Annotated in this window: 18 protein-coding genes and 1 pseudogene; 9 read left to right on the top strand and 10 right to left on the bottom strand. The window is 63.7% G+C overall.

The features are described 5' to 3' along the window. Positions 1-3: 3 nt before the first annotated feature. From B3361_RS11770 to B3361_RS11760, 3 genes are read left to right on the top strand one after another with little or no spacing between them, the layout of a single operon-like run. A complete protein-coding gene (locus B3361_RS11770) occupies positions 4-570 on the top strand; it encodes a YfiR family protein (RefSeq protein ID WP_033690595.1) in 567 nt (188 codons plus the stop codon). Beyond that, the gene (locus B3361_RS11765) at positions 567-1,838 is read left to right on the top strand and encodes a diguanylate cyclase domain-containing protein (protein WP_054905848.1); all 1,272 of its coding nucleotides are present in this window, start codon (positions 567-569) and stop codon (positions 1,836-1,838) included. The genes B3361_RS11770 and B3361_RS11765 overlap by 4 nt, the downstream gene beginning before the upstream one ends. 4 nt (positions 1,839-1,842) lie before the next feature. Continuing rightward, the gene (locus B3361_RS11760) at positions 1,843-2,334 is read left to right on the top strand and encodes an OmpA family protein (protein WP_054905847.1); all 492 of its coding nucleotides are present in this window, start codon (positions 1,843-1,845) and stop codon (positions 2,332-2,334) included. A 6-nt stretch (positions 2,335-2,340) separates the two neighbouring features. Here B3361_RS11760 and B3361_RS11755 read toward each other — a convergent pair whose 3' ends face one another. Then, positions 2,341-3,291: a LysR family transcriptional regulator gene (locus B3361_RS11755; RefSeq protein ID WP_286920229.1), complete on the bottom strand. Its 951-nt coding sequence runs from the start codon at positions 3,289-3,291 to the stop codon at positions 2,341-2,343. 132 nt (positions 3,292-3,423) lie between these two features. Between B3361_RS11755 and B3361_RS11750 the strand changes: the two genes are divergently transcribed. Together B3361_RS11750 and mmsB are read left to right on the top strand one after the other, a co-directional pair. Beyond that, positions 3,424-4,950: a CoA-acylating methylmalonate-semialdehyde dehydrogenase gene (locus tag B3361_RS11750; RefSeq protein WP_054905845.1), complete on the top strand. Its 1,527-nt coding sequence runs from the start codon at positions 3,424-3,426 to the stop codon at positions 4,948-4,950. 9 nt (positions 4,951-4,959) lie between these two features. Continuing rightward, positions 4,960-5,847 (top strand): 3-hydroxyisobutyrate dehydrogenase, encoded by an 888-nt coding sequence (gene mmsB, locus B3361_RS11745; RefSeq protein WP_054905844.1) that lies wholly within the window; start codon positions 4,960-4,962, stop codon positions 5,845-5,847. Between the two features lie 150 nt (positions 5,848-5,997). Here the strand turns inward: mmsB and B3361_RS11740 are convergent, their stop codons facing one another. The 8 genes from B3361_RS11740 to B3361_RS11705 form a co-directional block, all read right to left on the bottom strand. Then, on the bottom strand, positions 5,998-6,342 hold the full coding sequence (locus tag B3361_RS11740; protein ID WP_003251579.1) for a cupin domain-containing protein: 345 nt from the start codon (positions 6,340-6,342) through the stop codon (positions 5,998-6,000). Between the two features lie 96 nt (positions 6,343-6,438). Beyond that, positions 6,439-7,371 carry a phosphatidate cytidylyltransferase gene (locus B3361_RS11735; RefSeq protein WP_009683878.1) on the bottom strand — a complete coding sequence of 311 codons (933 nt, stop codon included), beginning with the start codon at positions 7,369-7,371 and terminating at the stop codon, positions 6,439-6,441. A 1-nt stretch (position 7,372) separates the two neighbouring features. Then, complete coding sequence (locus tag B3361_RS11730) at positions 7,373-7,996, bottom strand: lysophospholipid acyltransferase family protein (RefSeq protein ID WP_054905843.1); 624 nt, start codon at positions 7,994-7,996, stop codon at positions 7,373-7,375. Positions 7,997-8,006: 10 nt separating this feature from the next. After that, positions 8,007-8,438 (bottom strand): hypothetical protein, encoded by a 432-nt coding sequence (locus B3361_RS11725; protein WP_054905842.1) that lies wholly within the window; start codon positions 8,436-8,438, stop codon positions 8,007-8,009. Then, positions 8,435-9,871, bottom strand: a complete 1,437-nt coding sequence (locus B3361_RS11720) for a phosphatase PAP2/dual specificity phosphatase family protein (RefSeq protein ID WP_054905841.1) — start codon at positions 9,869-9,871, stop codon at positions 8,435-8,437. Before B3361_RS11720 ends, B3361_RS11725 begins: the two co-directional genes overlap by 4 nt. Then, a complete protein-coding gene (locus B3361_RS11715) occupies positions 9,872-11,626 on the bottom strand; it encodes a bifunctional alpha/beta hydrolase/class I SAM-dependent methyltransferase (RefSeq protein WP_054905840.1) in 1,755 nt (584 codons plus the stop codon). 30 nt (positions 11,627-11,656) lie between these two features. Beyond that, on the bottom strand, positions 11,657-12,262 hold the full coding sequence (locus B3361_RS11710) for a CDP-alcohol phosphatidyltransferase family protein (RefSeq protein ID WP_054905839.1): 606 nt from the start codon (positions 12,260-12,262) through the stop codon (positions 11,657-11,659). A 148-nt stretch (positions 12,263-12,410) separates the two neighbouring features. Then, positions 12,411-13,313, bottom strand: coding sequence for a LysR family transcriptional regulator (locus B3361_RS11705; protein WP_054905838.1), 903 nt, complete (start codon positions 13,311-13,313; stop codon positions 12,411-12,413). 77 nt (positions 13,314-13,390) lie between these two features. Between B3361_RS11705 and B3361_RS11700 the strand changes: the two genes are divergently transcribed. Next, positions 13,391-14,155, top strand: coding sequence for a sulfite exporter TauE/SafE family protein (locus B3361_RS11700; protein ID WP_054905837.1), 765 nt, complete (start codon positions 13,391-13,393; stop codon positions 14,153-14,155). Here B3361_RS11700 and B3361_RS11695 read toward each other — a convergent pair. Next, positions 14,145-14,458 (bottom strand): annotated as a pseudogene (locus B3361_RS11695) (putative quinol monooxygenase). The gene B3361_RS11700 and the pseudogene B3361_RS11695 overlap by 11 nt on opposite strands. Before the next feature lie 163 nt (positions 14,459-14,621). On the opposite strand from B3361_RS11695, the gene B3361_RS11690 reads away from it, so the two are divergent. The 3 genes from B3361_RS11690 (at position 14,622) to ggt (ending at position 18,015) form a co-directional block, all read left to right on the top strand. Next, positions 14,622-15,212: an NAD(P)H-dependent oxidoreductase gene (locus B3361_RS11690; RefSeq protein ID WP_009683866.1), complete on the top strand. Its 591-nt coding sequence runs from the start codon at positions 14,622-14,624 to the stop codon at positions 15,210-15,212. A gap of 121 nt (positions 15,213-15,333) precedes the next feature. Then, the gene (locus B3361_RS11685) at positions 15,334-16,230 is read left to right on the top strand and encodes a LysR family transcriptional regulator (RefSeq protein WP_054905835.1); all 897 of its coding nucleotides are present in this window, start codon (positions 15,334-15,336) and stop codon (positions 16,228-16,230) included. Between the two features lie 117 nt (positions 16,231-16,347). Beyond that, positions 16,348-18,015: a gamma-glutamyltransferase gene (ggt, locus tag B3361_RS11680; protein ID WP_029887178.1), complete on the top strand. Its 1,668-nt coding sequence runs from the start codon at positions 16,348-16,350 to the stop codon at positions 18,013-18,015. The last annotated feature ends 33 nt before the right edge of the window (positions 18,016-18,048 follow it).

Here is an 18,048-nt window from a genome sequence, read left to right as displayed (position 1 = left end):
CACATGCATGTGGCCGCAAGACGTGTGACAAGCTGTGCGGTTTCGCTATTGCTGGCCGTCCTGTTTATCGCTACGGATCCTGCCCGGGCGGACACTGCAACCACCAACGCCCAGGCGCAGCAACGGGCCAAGGCCGTCACCCAGGTCGTGCTGGGCATTTTCAGCTACGCGCGCTGGCCGGTGGAGCCGTCTCCATTACGCCTGTGCCTGGTCGGCCCCACCGAATACGCTGATGACCTGATCAAGGGCCAGGTGCAGGCGTCTGGCCGCCCGCTGCAAGTGAAGCGCTTGCTGGCAGATGACAGTCAGGTCGCTCAGGCGTGTGATGCGATCTACATCGGCAAGCTCGACCAGCGCCAGCGTGACAAGCTGTTCGAGCGGGTCAGCGGCTACCCGGTCCTGAGCATCAGCGAATCGAATGACCCATGCACCCTCGGCAGCCTGTTCTGCCTGCGGGTCAGCGACCAGCAGGTGGCCTTCGAGGTCAACCTTGACTCGGTGGCGCGCTCCGGGGTGCGCATTCACCCCAGCGTGCTGCAACTGTCGCGGCGCCGGGCGGTGCAACCATGAAGCCGACCCGCAAGCGCAGCCTGCGCCCAACCCTGCGCTCGGTGCTGGGCCGTGCACACTTGAATGTCGCCTTGCTGGCCGTGGGCCTGGCCGGTATTTCCTTGACCCTGTTGGGCGTGCTGGCCTTGAGCGCCTACGCCAATCACAACCTGCAACTGATTGCCCGGTCGATCAGCTACACCGTGGAGGCGGCGGTGGTGTTCGATGACAGTGCCGCCGCCAGTGAAGCGCTGGGGCTGATCGCCAGCGCCGAGGAAGTGGCCGAGGCCAGGGTCTTCAATGGTGAAGGCGAGCAACTGGCGCGCTGGCAGCGTGCCGATTCGGGCATGCTTGCCCTGCTGGAAGCGCAGGTCGCCAGCGCGTTGCTGGACGAAACGGTCAAGCTGCCGATCATGCACCAGCAGCAACAGATCGGCCGCATCGAACTGGTTGGCCAGGGGCGTAGCCTGTTGCTGTTCATGCTGGGGGGGCTTGCCGGTATTCTGTGTTGCACGGTCTTGAGCGCCTTGGCTGCCCAGTACCTGTCGCGGCGCCTGCTCGGCGATATCACCCGGCCGCTGCGCGGCTTGGCCAGCGTCGCCCACGCCGCCCGCCGCGAGCGCAGCTTCGACCGGCGTGTGCCGGAAACGGCGATTGCCGAGCTCAACGAGCTGGGGAATGACTTCAACGCCCTGCTGGACGAACTGGAAGTGTGGCAAAGCCACCTGCAGAGCGAAAACCAGACCTTGGCCCACCAGGCCAGCCACGACAGCCTGACCGGCCTGCCCAACCGCGCCTTCTTCGAAGGGCGCCTGAGCCGCAGCGTGCGCAACGCAGCCAGCCAGCAGGATCACATGGCGCTGCTGTTCCTCGACAGTGACCATTTCAAGCAGATCAACGACACGCTGGGCCATGCGGTGGGGGACGAGGTACTGATCAGCGTGGCCGAGCGCCTGCGTGCCCAGCTGCGTGAGCATGATCTGGTTGCACGTTTGGGCGGCGATGAATTCGCCGTGCTGCTGACGCCCTTGCAAACGCGCCGGGATGCCGAGCACATTGCCGAAAAAATCGTCGCCAGCATGAAGCTGCCGGTGCAGCTGGACAGCGGCCGCAGTGTCGCTACGTCGGTGAGCGTCGGTATCGCCTATTACCCGGAAGACGGCGCCGACCCGGCCAGTCTTCTGGATGCCGCCGATACGGCGATGTATCAGGCCAAGCGCAAACGGCGTGGCCATTGGCAAGTGGCGCAGACGGAACGGTCCGCCAACCCTATCGACAACAGGAGCTGAACCCGTGATACAGGCTTTACGTTTTCCACTGTGGGCCGTGTTGCTCGCTGTGCTGGCGCTGACCGGCTGCCAAAGCGCGCCGCCCAAGGGGCTGACCCCGGAACAGATTGCCGTGCTCAAGCGCGAAGGCTTTACCCCCACCGATGAAGGCTGGGCGTATGACTTGTCTGGCAAAGTGTTGTTCGGCAGTGACCTGGACAGCCTCAACAGCCAGAGCCAGGCGATTGTCGAGCGGATCGGCAAGGCACTGCTGGGCGTGGGTATCCAGCGTGTGCGGGTAGACGGGCATACCGACTCGTCGGGCAAGGCGGCCTATAACCAGCAGTTGTCCGAGCGCCGCGCGCAGAGCGTGGCCAAAGCCTTGGTCGGGGTCGGCATGCAGCCGCAGAACGTCCAGAGCCAGGGCCTGGGCAGCAGCCAGCCGGTGGCAGACAACCGCACCAGCGCCGGGCGTACAGAGAACCGGCGCGTGTCCATCGTGGTGGCGTCTTACTGAGCCCCGTCACTGCTGGGCAAAGCGGATTTCCCGGGTCTGCCCCATCAACAACGGTGCATTCGCCTCGGTCACCCCACGGATGTAATCCCACAACAGTGTAATCCGCTTCAACTTGCGCAAATTCTCCCGGCAATACATCCAGAATTGCCGCGTCACCTCGATGTCCTCTGGCAACACCGTGACCAGCCGTGGATCCTGTGCAGCCAGGAAACACGGCAGGATCGCCAGCCCGCGCCCCTGCAGCGCCGCCGTGTACTGGGCAATCACACTGGTACTGCGCAAATGCGCGCTGGCGCCGGGAATCAAGTTGGCCAGGTACAGCAACTCCGAGCTGAACGCCAGGTCGTCCACGTAACTGATGAACGGGTGCCTGGCCAGGTCAGCCACCTGGCGAATCGGCGCATGGCGGTCCAGGTAGCCCTGCGTCGCATACAGCCGCAAACTGTAGTCGCACAGCTTGCAGCACACATAAGGCCCATGCTCGGGCCGCTCCAGGGCGATGACGATATCCGCCTCGCGCTTGGACAGGCTGATGAAGTGCGGCAGCGGCAGGATATCCACCGAAATGGCCGGGTAGGCATCGACGAAGTGGCTCAACTGCGGGGTAATGAAGAAACTGCCGAAGCCTTCTGTGCACCCCATGCGCACATGCCCCGACAACGCCACGCTCGACCCGGATACCTGCTCGCAGGCCATGTGCAGCGTGCTTTCGATCGACTCGGCATAGCCCAGCAAACGCTGGCCCTCGGCGGTGAGAACAAAGCCGTTGGTGCGCGACTTTTCGAACAGCAACGTGCCCAGCGCCCCCTCCAGCGAGCTGATGCGCCGCGACACCGTGGTGTAGTCCACGCTCAGCCGTTTGGCGGCACTGCTGGCCTTGCGGGTACGGGCCACTTCAAGGAAAAACTTCAAATCGTCCCAGTTGAGCGCGCTCAGGGATGTGAGATCTTTTTGCATGATGATCCGGTTTTTTTGTGCGTTCTTGTTGGATGTTTGCACATCTATACTCGAAACAAGCCTCAGGACGCCACCTCGCGTTTGCTTGGCGCTGGCGATCTCGTCCCGACAATAATTCCAAGGAGAACGCAGATGAACGCACCGCAATCCCCGAACCCGACCAAGGTCGACCAGGTGAAGCTGCTGATCGACGGCCAGTGGGTCGAGTCCAAGACCACCGAATGGCGCGACATCGTCAACCCGGCCACCCAAGAGGTGCTGGCGCGGGTACCGTTCGCCACGGTAGATGAAGTCGATGCAGCGGTAGCCGCTGCCCACCGTGCCTTCAAGACCTGGCGAGACACCCCGATTGGCGCGCGCATGCGCATCATGCTCAAGCTGCAGGCGCTTATTCGCGAACACACCAAGCGCATTGCCCAGGTGCTCAGCGCCGAGCAGGGCAAAACCCTGGCTGACGCCGAGGGTGATATTTTCCGCGGCCTGGAAGTGGTGGAACACGCTGCTTCCATCGGCACCTTGCAGATGGGTGAATTCGCCGAAAACGTCGCCGGCGGTGTCGATACCTACACCCTGCGCCAGCCTATCGGTGTATGCGCTGGCATCACGCCGTTCAATTTCCCGGCGATGATCCCGCTGTGGATGTTCCCCATGGCCATCGTCTGCGGCAACACCTTTGTGCTCAAACCGTCCGAGCAGGATCCGCTGTCGACCATGCTGCTGGTCGAGCTGGCGCTGGAAGCCGGCGTACCGGCCGGGGTGCTGAATGTGGTGCACGGTGGCAAACAGGTGGTGGATGCCATTTGCACTCATCAGGACATCAAGGCGATTTCCTTCGTCGGCTCTACCGAAGTCGGTACCCACGTGTACAACCTGGGCAGCCAGCACGGCAAGCGCGTGCAGTCGATGATGGGCGCCAAGAACCACGCCGTGGTGCTGCCCGATGCCAACCGTACGCAAACCATCAATGCCCTGGTAGGTGCCGCCTTCGGCGCGGCGGGCCAGCGCTGCATGGCCACCTCGGTGGCGGTGCTGGTGGGCAAGGCCCGTGAGTGGCTGCCGGACATCAAGGAAGCAGCCAGCAAGCTCAAGGTCAATGCCGGGTGTGAGCCAGGCACCGATGTCGGCCCGGTGGTTTCCAAACGCGCCAAGGAGCGTGTGCTGGGCCTGATCGAAAGCGGCATCAAGGAAGGCGCCAAGCTAGAACTCGATGGCCGCGACGTCACGGTGCCGGGTTACGAGCACGGCAACTTCGTTGGCCCAACCCTGTTCTCGGGTGTGAAGACTGACATGCAGGTCTACACCCAGGAAATCTTCGGCCCGGTGCTGGTGACCCTGGAGGTCGATACCCTCGACGAAGCCATCGCCCTGGTCAACGCCAACCCGTTCGGCAACGGCACTGGCCTGTTCACCCAAAGCGGCGCGGCAGCGCGCAAGTTCCAGAGCGAGATCGACGTGGGCCAGGTGGGCATCAACATCCCGATCCCGGTGCCGGTCCCGTTCTTCAGTTTCACCGGCTCGCGTGGGTCCAAACTCGGCGACCTTGGGCCATACGGCAAGCAAGTGGTGCAGTTCTACACGCAGACCAAGACCGTCACTGCCCGCTGGTTCGACGACGACAGCGTCAACGACGGCGTGAACACCACCATCAGCCTGCGCTAAGGAGACGTCATGCGTATTGCATTCATTGGCCTGGGCAACATGGGCGCGCCCATGGCCCGCAACCTGATCAAGGCCGGGCACCAGTTGAACCTGTTCGACTTGAACAAGGCTGTACTCGCCGAGCTGGCCGAACTGGGTGGGCAGATCAGCCCGTCGCCCAAGGACGCGGCGGCCAACAGCGAGCTGGTGATCACCATGCTGCCTGCCGCTGCCCATGTGCGCAGCGTATACCTGAACGAAGATGGCGTGCTGGCCGGTATTCGTGCCGGTACACCTACCGTGGACTGCAGCACCATCGATCCGCAGACCGCGCGTGATGTGTCCAAGGCTGCAGCGACCAAGGGCGTGGACATGGGCGATGCGCCGGTGTCCGGTGGCACCGGCGGTGCGGCAGCCGGCACGCTGACGTTCATGGTCGGTGCCAGCGCCGAGTTGTTCGCCAGCCTCAAGCCGGTGCTGGAGCAGATGGGCCGCAATATCGTCCACTGCGGCGAGGTGGGCACCGGGCAAATCGCCAAGATCTGCAACAACCTGCTGTTGGGTATCTCGATGATCGGCGTGTCCGAGGCCATGGCGCTGGGTAATGCGCTGGGCATCGATACCCAGGTGCTGGCCGGCATCATCAACAGTTCGACTGGGCGTTGCTGGAGCTCGGATACCTACAACCCATGGCCGGGCATTATCGAAACCGCGCCAGCATCGCGTGGCTATACCGGTGGCTTTGGCGCCGAACTGATGCTCAAGGACCTGGGGCTGGCGACCGAAGCGGCGCGCCAGGCACACCAGCCGGTGATCCTGGGGGCTGTGGCCCAGCAGTTGTATCAGGCCATGAGCTTGCGTGGCGAGGGTGGCAAGGACTTCTCGGCTATCGTCGAGGGGTATCGCAAGAAAGATTGACGCAAGAGGTGGGCTTCATCGCGGGCCAGGTGGCCACATAACCCTGTGGGAGCGGGCATGCCCGCGAACACCGGCAAAGCCGGTGCCATCCACCACGCTGCCTGTTTCGCGGGCGCGCCCGCCCCACAGAGTTAGTTGTAGAGTGTCTGATCAGGCGAAAACGAAATACTTGCGCACGGTCTCGACCACTTCCCAGGTGCCTTTCATACCCGGTTCAATGACGAACACGTCACCGGCCTTCAGGTGCTTCGGCTCTTCGCCTTCCGGGGTGATGATGCAGTAGCCATCGAGGAAGTGGCAGAACTCCCACTTATCGTAATTGACCTCGAACTTGCCCGGGGTGCAGATCCAGGTGCCCATGATCTTGCTGCCGTCGGCCGACAGGTAGGCATTGAGGTTCACGGTGTGCGGATCGCCGCCGATGCGCTTCCACTTGGTGGCGTCCACGACCGGCGTGGGGCAGGTTTCGCGCAGGACGGTGATGAAATCGGACATGGCACAACTCCTGGTGACTGGCTGAATGACGGGTCACCATAGGGCCATCGGCCGAGCCGCAGTTGCCTGGGCTCGACGTCCAGCTGTCTGGTCGCGCTATGCCCACCAATACCGCACAAAGTGGAAGAACACTGGCGCCGCAAAGCACACCGAATCCATGCGGTCGAGCATGCCGCCGTGGCCTTCGATCATGTGCCCCCAGTCTTTCACCCCACGGTCACGCTTGATAGCCGACATCACCAGCCCGCCGAAGAAGCCCATGGCGTTCACGGCCAAGGCCATCAGCGCGGCCTGCCAGAAGCTGAAGGGCGTGATCCAGCACAGCAGGGCGCCGATCAGGGTGGCCAGCGCTACGCCGCCGGCCAGGCCTTCGACGGTCTTGGAGGGGGACAGGTTGGGCGCCACCTTGTGTTTGCCGAACAGCTTGCCGCACACGTACTGCAGCACGTCGCTGAGTTGCACCACCAGAATCAGCCAGGCGATCAGCAGCAGGTTGCGGCCCTCGTAGCCGGGGATGTCCAGGGTCATCAGGGCCGGCACCGACGACACGCAGTACACGGCGATCATCAAGCCCCATTGCACTTTTGACGCACGCTCGAGGAAACGTGTGGTATCACCGCCCAGGCTGGCCAGGATCGGCAGCAGCAGGAACAGGTACACCGGGATGAAGATGCTGAACAGGCCGTACCAGTCCATGGCGATCAGCACGTACTGCACCGGGAGTGCCACGTAGAAGGCTGCCACCAGTGCCGGGTAGTCGCTGCGCCGGGTAGGGGTGAGGGTCATGAATTCGCGCAGGGCATAGAACGACACACCGTAGAACAGCACGATCACACCGTACTTGCCGAACACAAAGGCAATGCCGATCACCACCACCATCACCCACCAGGCATTGATGCGGGCGTTGAGGTTGTCGATCACGGCGTGCGGCGCCGGGCCGGCGCGCCATTTGAGCAGGCGGCCGACCACGCTGGCCAGCAGCAGCAGGGCGCCGATGCCGGCAAACAGGGAAAGGGTGTTGTTGTCCATGTCAGGCATCCTTGGGGGCCAGGTTCAGCAGGGCCTGGCTGGCCCGCTCGAGAAACGCCTGCTTGCTTTCATCGGCTTGCAGGTGCAGCGGTTCGCCAAAGCTCAGGGTGCACAGCAACGGCAGTGGCAAGGCGCGCCCTTTGGGCATCACCCGGTTGAGGTTGGCGATCCAGACCGGTACCAGTTCGACCTGCGGGTGGGCTGCTGCCAGGTGATACAACCCGCTTCTGAAGGGCAGTAGCGGTTCGTCGCCAAGGTTGCGCGTGCCCTCCGGGAAGAAGATCAGCGAGTCGCCCTGGGCCACCGCGTCCAGCACCGGCTGCAAAGGGTTGCCTTGCCCTTCGCTGCGCTGGCGCTCGATCAATACCCCGTTGAAGACCTTGCGGATAAGAAAGTCGCGGATGCCCGGCCTGGCCCAGTAGTCTGCGCCGGCCACCGGGCGCGTGCGTTGGCGCAGCCCTTGCGGCAGCGAGGCCCACAGCAGCACGAAGTCGCCGTGGCTGCTGTGGTTGGCGAAATACAGGCGCTGCACCGGCAGCGCCGAGCACCCCAGCCAGAGGGCGCGGGCCCCGGTAATCAGGCGGGCGGCCGAGGTGATGACGTAAGCAGTCAGGTTGGCGAGCATAGGCAGGTGGTCATCCCTTCAAAGGCAGTGTCAGCAGGGTAGCCAAGGCTAGCGACAGCTGCAGGCCGAGGCATACGGCCTGACGGCGCAACAGGCCCAGTGCGGCGCGGCTGCGGGCAGGCCAGGCGCGGCCGTCGGTGGCCTGTGGTTTGAGTTTCAGTTCGAACAGGGCGCGGTCCAGGGCCTGGGTGTCAGCCGGCAGGTCTGCGCTATTGGCCAGGTGGGCAAACAGTTCGGCATCGATAGCCACGCGGATGGCCCAGTATTTGTGGAGCACGCCGAGCACCAGCAGCACGCTGCACAGCAGGCTCGCCAGCGGATGCAGCGGGGCATTGAGCAGCGGTGAAAGGCCATACGCCAGGGCCAGCAAGGTGAGGCCGTCGGACAGGCGCTCCAGCTGTTTGCCTCGGCCCAGCAGGCTGGCGGCCACGCGCAGGTTCATGGCTGTGCTCCCAGTTGCTGGAGCGCATGGCGGTGGGCACTGTGCAATACGATGCCGGGGCGGGCTTTGCGGATAAGGGATTCTGCCTGCTGGGCGTCAACGCACCGGCCGGTCACCACCAGCCAGGCCGCCACGGCACTGGCGCTGCGTGAGTAGCCTAAAGCGCAGCACACTAGCACCGGGCCCTGGGCGTGCAGGTGTTCGATGGCGTTGGCGGCCTGCTGTAGCAGGGCAACGTCTGGCGCTATCAGATCCAGGGTAGCGAAACACTGATAGTCAAGGGCTGACGCGATCGTCGTAGGAGCGGCCTTGCGTCGCGAAAGGGCTGCGGAGCAGCCCCGACAGTTTCTGCTGCGAAGCTGGAAACCCTGGGCCGCTTCGCGCCCCTCTCGCGACACAAGGCCGCTCCTACAATGGTTTGCGTTACACGGCAGTTCTGCGCACAGATCAACAATTGCAGCGAACTGCGTGTCGCGCCCTGGGATTCTCCCCAGGTACACACCATCGCACACCTCGTCGGCCTGTGGATGGCGCCGGGTCCACAGCCGCGAATTGAGCCATGCGCCCGCCAGATAGGGTGCCAGCAGCCACCGGCTTGCAGGCGACAAGCGCCCGTCATCACCCTTCTGAAAACCACCCGCCCCGAACACGGCGTAGTTCAGCGCCACCAGCCCCAACGACACCGCCGGCCAACTCAACCACAGCCAAGCCCCGCCCATCGCAGCGGCAGGGAGTACACACAGCAGGGCGCCCAAGGCATAACAAGCGGCAACCTTCCAGCGCTTGGCATCCTGAGCAAGACGGGCCGCCTGAAAGGGCAGGCGCCCTTGCTGCGGCCACAGCCACAGGCAGGCAAACCCCGCCAGCGCCCCCGTGGGCACATCGATGAAATGGTGCTGCCAGGTGGTCAGCACCGACACCCCGATCAGCGCCATCCAGCCATGCATCAGCCAACGCCAGGGCTGGCGTTGCACATGCCGGGCAAACATCGCCCAGATGATCACCAGCAAAGCGATGTGCAGCGAAGGCGCCTGGTTGAATGGCTTGTCGAAGCCCATCAACACATCGAATAGCCAGCCGAACAGCCCGTCCAGGCCCGGCCGCTCGAAGGTGAACCGCAGCGGCCACAGCAGAAAACAGCAGACGCTGATCACCTGTGCGCTGAGTAACGCCAGCGCGTGGCGGTCCATTTCCTGGCGTGTGCGCGGCAGCAGGAAGGACAACCCGTACAGCAGGTCGATCGACCAGTACGGGATGATCGTCCAGGGCCACAGCGGCATGCCGTGCTCCCAGCCGAACACCAGGCTGCCGACATCACTGCGCCCAGCCGTGTAATTGTTCGCCAGCCCATAGCTGAGGAAGAACAACGGCCCCAGCAGCAGAAGCCAGAACACACCCCGGCGAATCAGCCCGTGCTCGCGTGGCGGGCTCACTCAGCGCACCCGCTGTGCCAGGCTGACGCTGAAAATGCCCCATTCATCGATGCGCTGGGCCAGCTTGCGGAAGCCCGCGGCCTCAACCAGCTGGTCCATCTCGGCCTGGCTGCGCCGGCGCATTACCCAAGCCTCGCCACCGCGGTGGCTGGTGAGGGCGCGGGCAATCATCTCCAGTTGCGGGTGCCATGGCTGGCCGGTGTAGACCAGGTAGCCGCCATCCTCTATGGCGTCGGCCAGCCCGGCCAGGGAATTGCCCACCAGTTGGTTACTGGGGAAGAGCTCGTACAGCCCTGAAACCACGCCCAACGTTGGGGGTTGTTCAAGTGTGGCCAGGCTCTGGCGATCGAAAGCATCGCCCTGTAAGAAGCGGGCGATGTCGGCCAGGCCCTTCTCGCGGATCAGCGCGCTGCCTTGCTGAACGTTCAGTTCGCTGTAGTCGCGCAGCAGGATCGAATCTGGCAACTGCTCAAGGCCTTGAAGGGCTTCGAGGATATAGCGGCCATGGCCGGCCGCGATATCGACAATGTGCACGGGCCGTTGCTGTTCACGCAGGTGGGCGATGGCCAGGCGCAGCAATTGCTCGACGTGCAGCTTGCGTTGGCGTATGCCACGCCAGCCGATGGCGTCGAGGTAGTTCTGGTCGATCAGGCGCCCCAGTTTGCCCTTGCCGGTCGGCTGGTTGCGGTACACGTAGTCGAGGGTGCTGCCAGAATCGAAGCCGGTGTCAAACCCGAGCTTCACCCCCGCAGACAGCCCCTTGCCCAGGCTCAAGCCAGCGCGGGTGGCGCGCCAGTAAAGGTCGCGGGGCGAGTTGCGCGGCAGCGGCGCAGCCAGGCTCTCTGCCTCGGCGCAACTGGCCCCGGTCTTGTCGGCATCCAGCAGTGAGGGCAACGCGGCGGGGCTGGCAAAGCAATGGTCGACAAACCGTTCGATGCGCCTCAGGGCATGGGCCCGATCACGTTCACCCAAGGTGTCGTGGAAGAACCCGGGCAGTATGTGCATTTCCTTTCGTGTGCTGCCGAGCCGGTCGAAAAACCGTTCTTGCGGTTGGCGCTCGACCACGAAATCAGCCCCGGACACCAGCAGCTGGGTCGGCACCTGGATGGCCAGGGCGTCGGCCACCACGCGGTCGGCGGCCTCGTACAGGCCCAGCAGCATGGTTACCGAAATGGGCCGGCTGATCAGCGGGTCGGCCACGTACGACATCACCCGCTCAGGGTCGTGGGTGAGCAGGCGCGGCTTGACGTAGCTATTCACGAAGAAATTGCCGCGCAAGGCCTTCAGCAGCTTCAGGCCTGGGCGGGCAAACGGCACGTACAGCTTGACCTTGAACGCTGGCGAGGCCAACACCAGGCAGCGCACCTTGGGCGCGTAGTCGTGGGCCCAGGTGGCGATCAGCACGGCGCCGACGCTTTGTGCCAGTACCACCAGGTCCTGTTCGGCGATGCCGTGGTGGGCCTGGATGTGTTCGATGAAGGTTTGCACGTCGCGCACACTGGTGGCGAACCCCGGGCTGTCGCCACGCGCGCCTGGCGAGCGGCCGTGGCCGCGGGCATCCCAGGCGAAGAAGTCGTAGCCCGGCATGTCCAGCTCATCGGCCAGGTGGGCCATGCGCCCGCCGTGCTCATGGCCCCGGTGGAACATCACCACGGCGCGGCGTGGCTGGTGTTCGTTGCGGGTGGCAGGCCAATGACGGTAATGCAGCTCGACACCGTCATGGGTGGGGAAGTGCAGCGCTTGCGCTTGGCGCATGGTCAACGTCCTTTTGCGGCGACGATAGGCTCAGCGGGTTTCGGCCAGGCCCTGGCGAACCCGGTTGTAGAGGGTATAGAGCGAGAGCGCGAGGATGACCAGCAACAGGCCGTTGATCCAGGCGCCATCGAGCAGGCCAAAGGCGACGCCGGTGCCCAGCACGCCGAAGGCGAAGGCCCTGTCGCTCTTGCCCATAGGCCCGTCGTAGCGCCGCGAGGCGCCTGCCAGCGGGCCCATGACACCGGCGTACTCGCTGAAGGTGGCGCACAGCACCACCAGCACCACCAGCGCAGGCGACACCCCGGCCAACAGGGCGAAGGGCAGGTACAGCGCTGCATCGGCAATCACGTCACACAGTTCGTTGAGGTAAGCACCGAGGGTGGATTGCTGGCCGAACTCCCGGGCCAGCATGCCGTCGACCGCATTCAGCGCCATGCGCAGCAGCATCCAGATCGGTACCAGGATGAACAGCCAGGTGCTGTGCGGCAGGGCGGCCAGCAGCACGCCCACCAGGAGCGATACCACGGCAGCGGTGACAGTGACCTGGTTGGCGGTGACGCCTCGGTCGTAAAGGCGTTGCACGGCCGGGCGCAACAAGGCCTGGAAGCGTGGTTTCAGCTGGTAGATCGAGGCCACTGGAAAATCCTTTTTTTGGGGGCGCCATGACGCCATTGTGTGTGAGCCTTCTTCGCGGGTAAACCCGCGAAGAATCCAACGCAGTGCATGGCACCGGCTGCGCCGGTGTTCGCGGGCGCGCCCGCTCCTACAGGGACCGCGCCAGCTTTTAGTAATTGAGCAAGACAGTTGCTCCCACCAGCCGGTCAACCAACCCCGACGCATACCCTGGCAACGCCGCAAAGTCCCGCGCGCACACCAGCAACCGGCGGTTGGCCCAGGGTTCCGCCAGGGCTACCCAGTGCAGCGGCAACAGCCCTTGCCAACGCTTCACCGCCGCCAGTGGCACCACCCCGACCCCAGCCCCGCCTGCAACCATGCGGATCACGCCATCAAACCCTTCGGCCCGCACTCTCACCTGCATGCGCCGGCCTTCCCGCAATGCCTGTTCCTCCAGGTACAACGCCAATGCACTGCCTGCTCCAAGCCCGACATGACCATGCGCCAGGCTGTCGATGAAGCTGGGGGCAGCCTCGCTGGCCAGCGGATGGCCAGGCGGCGTTACCAGCACCAGTGGGTCGTCACGAAACGGCCGGGTTTGCAGGTGCCGGAAAGGCGCGGCTGTTGAAACAATGCCAAGGTCTGCCATGCCTTGCGTAATCGCCTGCACGATGCGCAGGCTCGGCAGTTCCTGTATGTCCACGCTGACGCCGGGGTTTTCAGCCAAATAACCGGCCACAAGTTCGGGCAGGTACTCCGTAAGTGCTGCGGTGTTGCACAGCAGGCGCACTTGGCCGTGCTGCCCCTGCGCGTACTGGCCCAGGTCGAACTGCAGGCGTTCGACCTGCTGGGCAATCAGGCGGGCATGCAGCAACAGCGCCTGGCCGGCCGGGGTCGGCTGAACACCGCGGCGGTTACGCTGCAGTAAAGGGATGCCCAGCGACGCTTCCATGGCCCGGATGCGCGCACTGGCTGCCGGCAGCGACAGATGGCTGCGGCTGGCACCGGCGGTGATGTTGCCGCACTCCAGGGTGTGCTGGAACAGCTTGAGGTCGATCAGGTCGAAATGCATGTGCCTCTGCCTCAGCAAGAGTCTGGATAAGGGTATGGCAGATTTTCAGCCTGCCCGCCACGGGCCATTATCGGCCCATGAATACCTTGCTCGCTTTCTACCACAACATGGGCCCTGCTCTGTCGCTGCTGGTGGTGCTGACGTTCCTGCTGGCCGGCGCAGTGAAAGGCGTGATCGGCCTGGGGCTGCCCACCATCGCGATGGGCCTGCTGGGCCTGGCTATGCCTCCGGCGCAGGCTGCAGCACTGCTGATCGTGCCGTCGACCCTTACCAACCTTTGGCAGTTGGCCAGCGGCGGGCACCTGCGAGCGTTGCTGGTGCGGCTGGGCCCGATGCTGGCGCTGATCTTCATTGGCACCTTGCTGGGCAGTACCTGGCTGGGCATCGACAGCGGGCCATGGGCCGCGCATGCGTTGGGTGCGGCCTTGCTGGCGTACGCGGTGTACGGGCTGGTTGGGCCGGGCTTGCGCTTGGCAGCGGCGCACGAGCGTTGGCTGGGGCCGGCGTGCGGGCTGGTGACGGGGGTAATCACGGCGGCAACCGGCGTATTCGTGATACCTGCGGTGCCCTACTTGCAGAGCCTGGGCCTGAGCCGCGAGCAGATGATCCAGGCGCTGGGCCTGTCGTTCACGGTTTCGACCCTGGCACTGGCTGTTGGCCTGGCCGGGCAGGATGCCCTCGGTGGCCAGGCCTTGGGTGCTTCACTGCTGATGCTGGCGCCAGCCTTGCTCGGCATGCTGGCCGGGCAGTGGTTGCGTCAGCGCATCAGCGCGTTGCTGTTCAAGCGTTGTTTCTTCATCGGCCTGGCCGCACTGGGCGGCCACTTGCTGATCAACGGTTAGCGCTGGATGCGCTGAGCATGTTGACCCGCTGGATATCGAAACACGCTCAAGGTAGTCCATGCGTTTTTCGAAGAAGGCGGCCATGTGCGGCAGGGCCGAATGCACATCCAGCGCGGCCTGGTCGGCCCACACTTCGAAAAACACGAACAGGCTCGGGTCTTGCTGGTCGCGCAGCATGTGGTACTCGATGCAACCTGGCTCCTGGCGGCTTGGCTCGACATAAGGGCGGAACAGGTTTTCGAACGCATCGGCCATTTCCGGGCGGGTCTTGGCTTTGAGGATGAAGGCGATCTGCTCAGTCATGGGGCGCTACTCGGTGAGGGGTGGTGAACCGATTCTACGGCAATAATGCGATGCTGATTCGTGACTTCTGGTCAATTGTATTTTGCCCGGTGACTTCTGTATCCCGCCCCAGCGAACCTCTAACCTGCCGACATCAAATTTTGACTCGGCCGGGGAGGCCAGCATGAAAAAGATTCTTCTGCTCAATGGTGGTAAACAGTTCGCTCACTCTGATGGCCGCCTCAACACGACCTTGCACGAAGCAGCCATCGCCCACCTGGACCGCGCCGGTTTCGATGTACAGCAGACGTTCATCGACGGTGGCTACGACGTGCAGGCCGAGGTCGAGAAATTTCTCTGGGCCGATGTGATCATCTACCAGATGCCGGGCTGGTGGATGGGCGCGCCTTGGACGGTGAAGAAGTACATCGATGAAGTGTTCACCGCAGGCCATGGCAGCCTCTACGCCAACGATGGCCGCACCCGCTCGGATCACACCCAGAAGTACGGCAGCGGTGGCCTGGTGCACGGCAAGCAATACATGCTGTCGCTGACCTGGAACGCGCCGCAGCAGGCCTTCGATGACCCGAGCGATTTCTTTGAAGGCAAAGGCGTGGATGCAGTGTACTTCCCGTTCCACAAGGCCAACCAGTTCCTTGGCATGACCGGCCTGCCGACTTTCCTGGCAACGGATGTGATGAAGCGCCCGGATGTGCCGGCGGCGCTGGCAGCTTATGAAGCCCATCTGGACAAGGTGTTCGGCAAGGCAGCGTGATGGGTTGCCTGTACTGGCCTCATCGCGGGCTGGCCTGCTCCCACGGTGAGGTAGGAGCAGCCGCAGTTGGCCTGTACATGCGATTATCTGATCCTTGCACAGACCCATCACAGGCCCGAATGTGAAAACCCGATCCGAAGAACTTCAGGTGTTCGTCGCCGTCATCGACTGCGGCTCGATCTCCGCCGCTGCCGAGCAGATGGGCCAGACCCCGTCCGCCGTCAGCCGCACGTTGTCGCGCCTGGAGGGCAAGCTGGGCACCACTCTGGTCAATCGCACCACCCGGCGTATGGACCTCACCGAGGAAGGGCGTTTTTTCCTCGACCGCGCGCGGTTGATCCTGCAGCAGATGGACGACATGGAAGAGCGCCTGTCGATGAACCGCCAGATCCCTACCGGGCGCCTGCGCATCAACGCTGCCGCCCCTTTCATGCTGCATGCCATCGTGCCGTGGATCGGCGAGTTCCGCCGCCAGTACCCGGGCATAGAGCTGGAGCTGAATACCGACGACCTGATCATCGACCTGCTGGAGCACAGCACCGATGTGGCGATTCGCATCGGCGAACTGGCCGACTCCAGCCTGCATGCACGCAGCCTCGGCTGCAGCCCGGTCCAGGTGCTGGCAAGCCCCGCCTACCTGGCGCAGCATGGGACGCCCCAGCGTGTCGAGGACCTGGCCAACCACTGCCTGCTTGGCTTCAGCCAGCCCGACTCGCTCAACCAATGGCCGCTGCGCCATGCCCAGGGTGACCGCTTCGGCATCCGCCCCGCGTTGCTCGCTTCCAGCGGCGAGACCCTGCGCCAGCTGGCGCTGGCCGGGGAGGGCATCGTCAGCCTGTCGCATTTCATGACCCACGAAGACATTCGCAGCGGGCGCTTGCAGGTGCTGTTGGGTGAAGCCAACAACGGTTACCGGCAACCGATTCACGCGGTGTACTACCGCAACACGCAGCTGGCCCTGCGTATTCAGTGCTTTCTGGATTTCATCCAGCGCAAGCTGGCCATGTACGCCTGCTGAGTTGCCTGAACGCGACAAAGCCTGCCCACGGGCGGCGAAACGCCCTGCGGCTGATTGCACAGTTCAGGCGCATCGGCCTTACTGACTGCTCGACAAAAACAACACCAAGGAAGTGTCATGCGTATTGTCCCGTTTCAGTACCTGGCTCTCGCAACCGCGATCCTGAGCTGTTCCTCGGTTTACGCTGCGGATCTGGAAGGCGGTGCAGTGGCTGCCCCCGATCAATATGGTGCACAGGTCGCCGCCGATATCCTGAAAAAGGGCGGCAACGCAGTCGATGCCGCCGTGGCCACGGCCTTCACCCTGGCGGTGACCTACCCCGAGGCCGGCAATATCGGCGGCGGCGGTTTCATGACCCTGTTCGTCGACGGCAAGCCGTATTTCCTCGACTACCGCGAAGTGGCGCCGAAGGCCGCCACGCGCAACATGTACCTGGACGACAAGGGTGAGGTCATCGAGAACCTCAGCCTGGTCGGGGTGCGCGCCGCTGGCGTACCCGGCACGGTGATGGGCTTGTGGGAGGCGCATCGCAAGTTTGGCAAGCTGCCCTGGAGCGAGCTGCTGACCCCGGCCATCGGCTATGCGAAAAATGGCTTCAAGGTCGCGGAAAAGCAGTACCAGTACCGCAACGATGCACAGGGCATGTTCAAGACTGCGACCAACTTCAACGATTACTTCGGCAACATGAAGGTTGGCGAGCTGTTCAGGCAGCCCGAACTGGCCCAGACCCTGGAGCGCATCGCCGACAAAGGCGTCAGCGAGTTCTACCAGGGCAAGACTGCCGATTTGCTGGTGGCGCAGATGCAGGCCGACAAGGGCCTGATCACCAAGCAAGACCTGCAGGATTACAAGGCCGTATGGCGTGAGCCGATGGCCGTCAGCTGGCGTGGCAACGTGGTGTATACCGCGCCACCACCGAGCTCCGGCGGTGTAGCCCTGGCTCAGTTGCTGGGCATCAAGGAAGACCGCGCGGCGGACTTCAAAGGGGTGGCGCACAACTCGGCGCAGTACATCCACCTGCTGGCCGAGATCGAGAAGCGCGTGTTCGCCGACCGCGCCGACTACCTCGGTGACCCGGCCTTTACCCAAGTGCCGGTGGATAAACTGGTGGCCAAGGACTACCTGGCCAAGCGCGCTGCGCAGGTCAACCCGAAAGCCATTTCCGACACCGACAAGGTCAAGCCCGGGCTGGAGCCGCACCAGACCACGCACTTTTCCATCGTCGACAAGCACGGCAACGCGGTCAGCAACACCTACACCCTCAACCTCGACTACGGCAGCGGCGTGGTGGTAAAAGGGGCGGGTTTCCTGCTGAACGACGAGATGGACGATTTCAGCGCCAAGCCGGGGGCGGCCAATGCCTTTGGCGTAGTCGGCGGTGATGCCAACGCGATCGAGCCGGGCAAGCGCATGCTGTCGTCGATGAGCCCCAGCCTGATGACCCGTGACGGCAAGGTCGAGCTGGTGATCGGCACCCCGGGTGGTTCGCGGATCTTTACCTCGATCTTCCAGGTGATGAACAACCTGTATGACTACGGCATGCCATTGGACAAGGCGGTGGCGGCGCAGCGTGTGCACCATCAGTTGCTGCCCAAGGACACCATCTACTTCGACAGCTATGCACCGTTGACCGGGCCTGTGGCTGACGGCCTGAAGAAGATGGGGTATGTGCTGGAAGACCAGGGCTGGGAGATGGGGGATATCCAGGCGATCCGGGTAGAAGGGGCAAAGCTGGAGACGGCCTCTGATCCACGGGGGCGTGGGGTGGGCATGATCGTCAAATAAGCTGCCGCCTGTGCTGGCCTCATCGCCGGCAAG

Origin of the sequence: Pseudomonas sp. UBA6699 (assembly GCF_002454615.1) — a bacterium.
GTDB lineage: Bacteria > Pseudomonadota > Gammaproteobacteria > Pseudomonadales > Pseudomonadaceae > Aquipseudomonas > Aquipseudomonas juntendi.
Note: the sequence above shows the minus strand (reverse complement) of the source record. Positions and strands in the feature narration are given on the sequence as shown.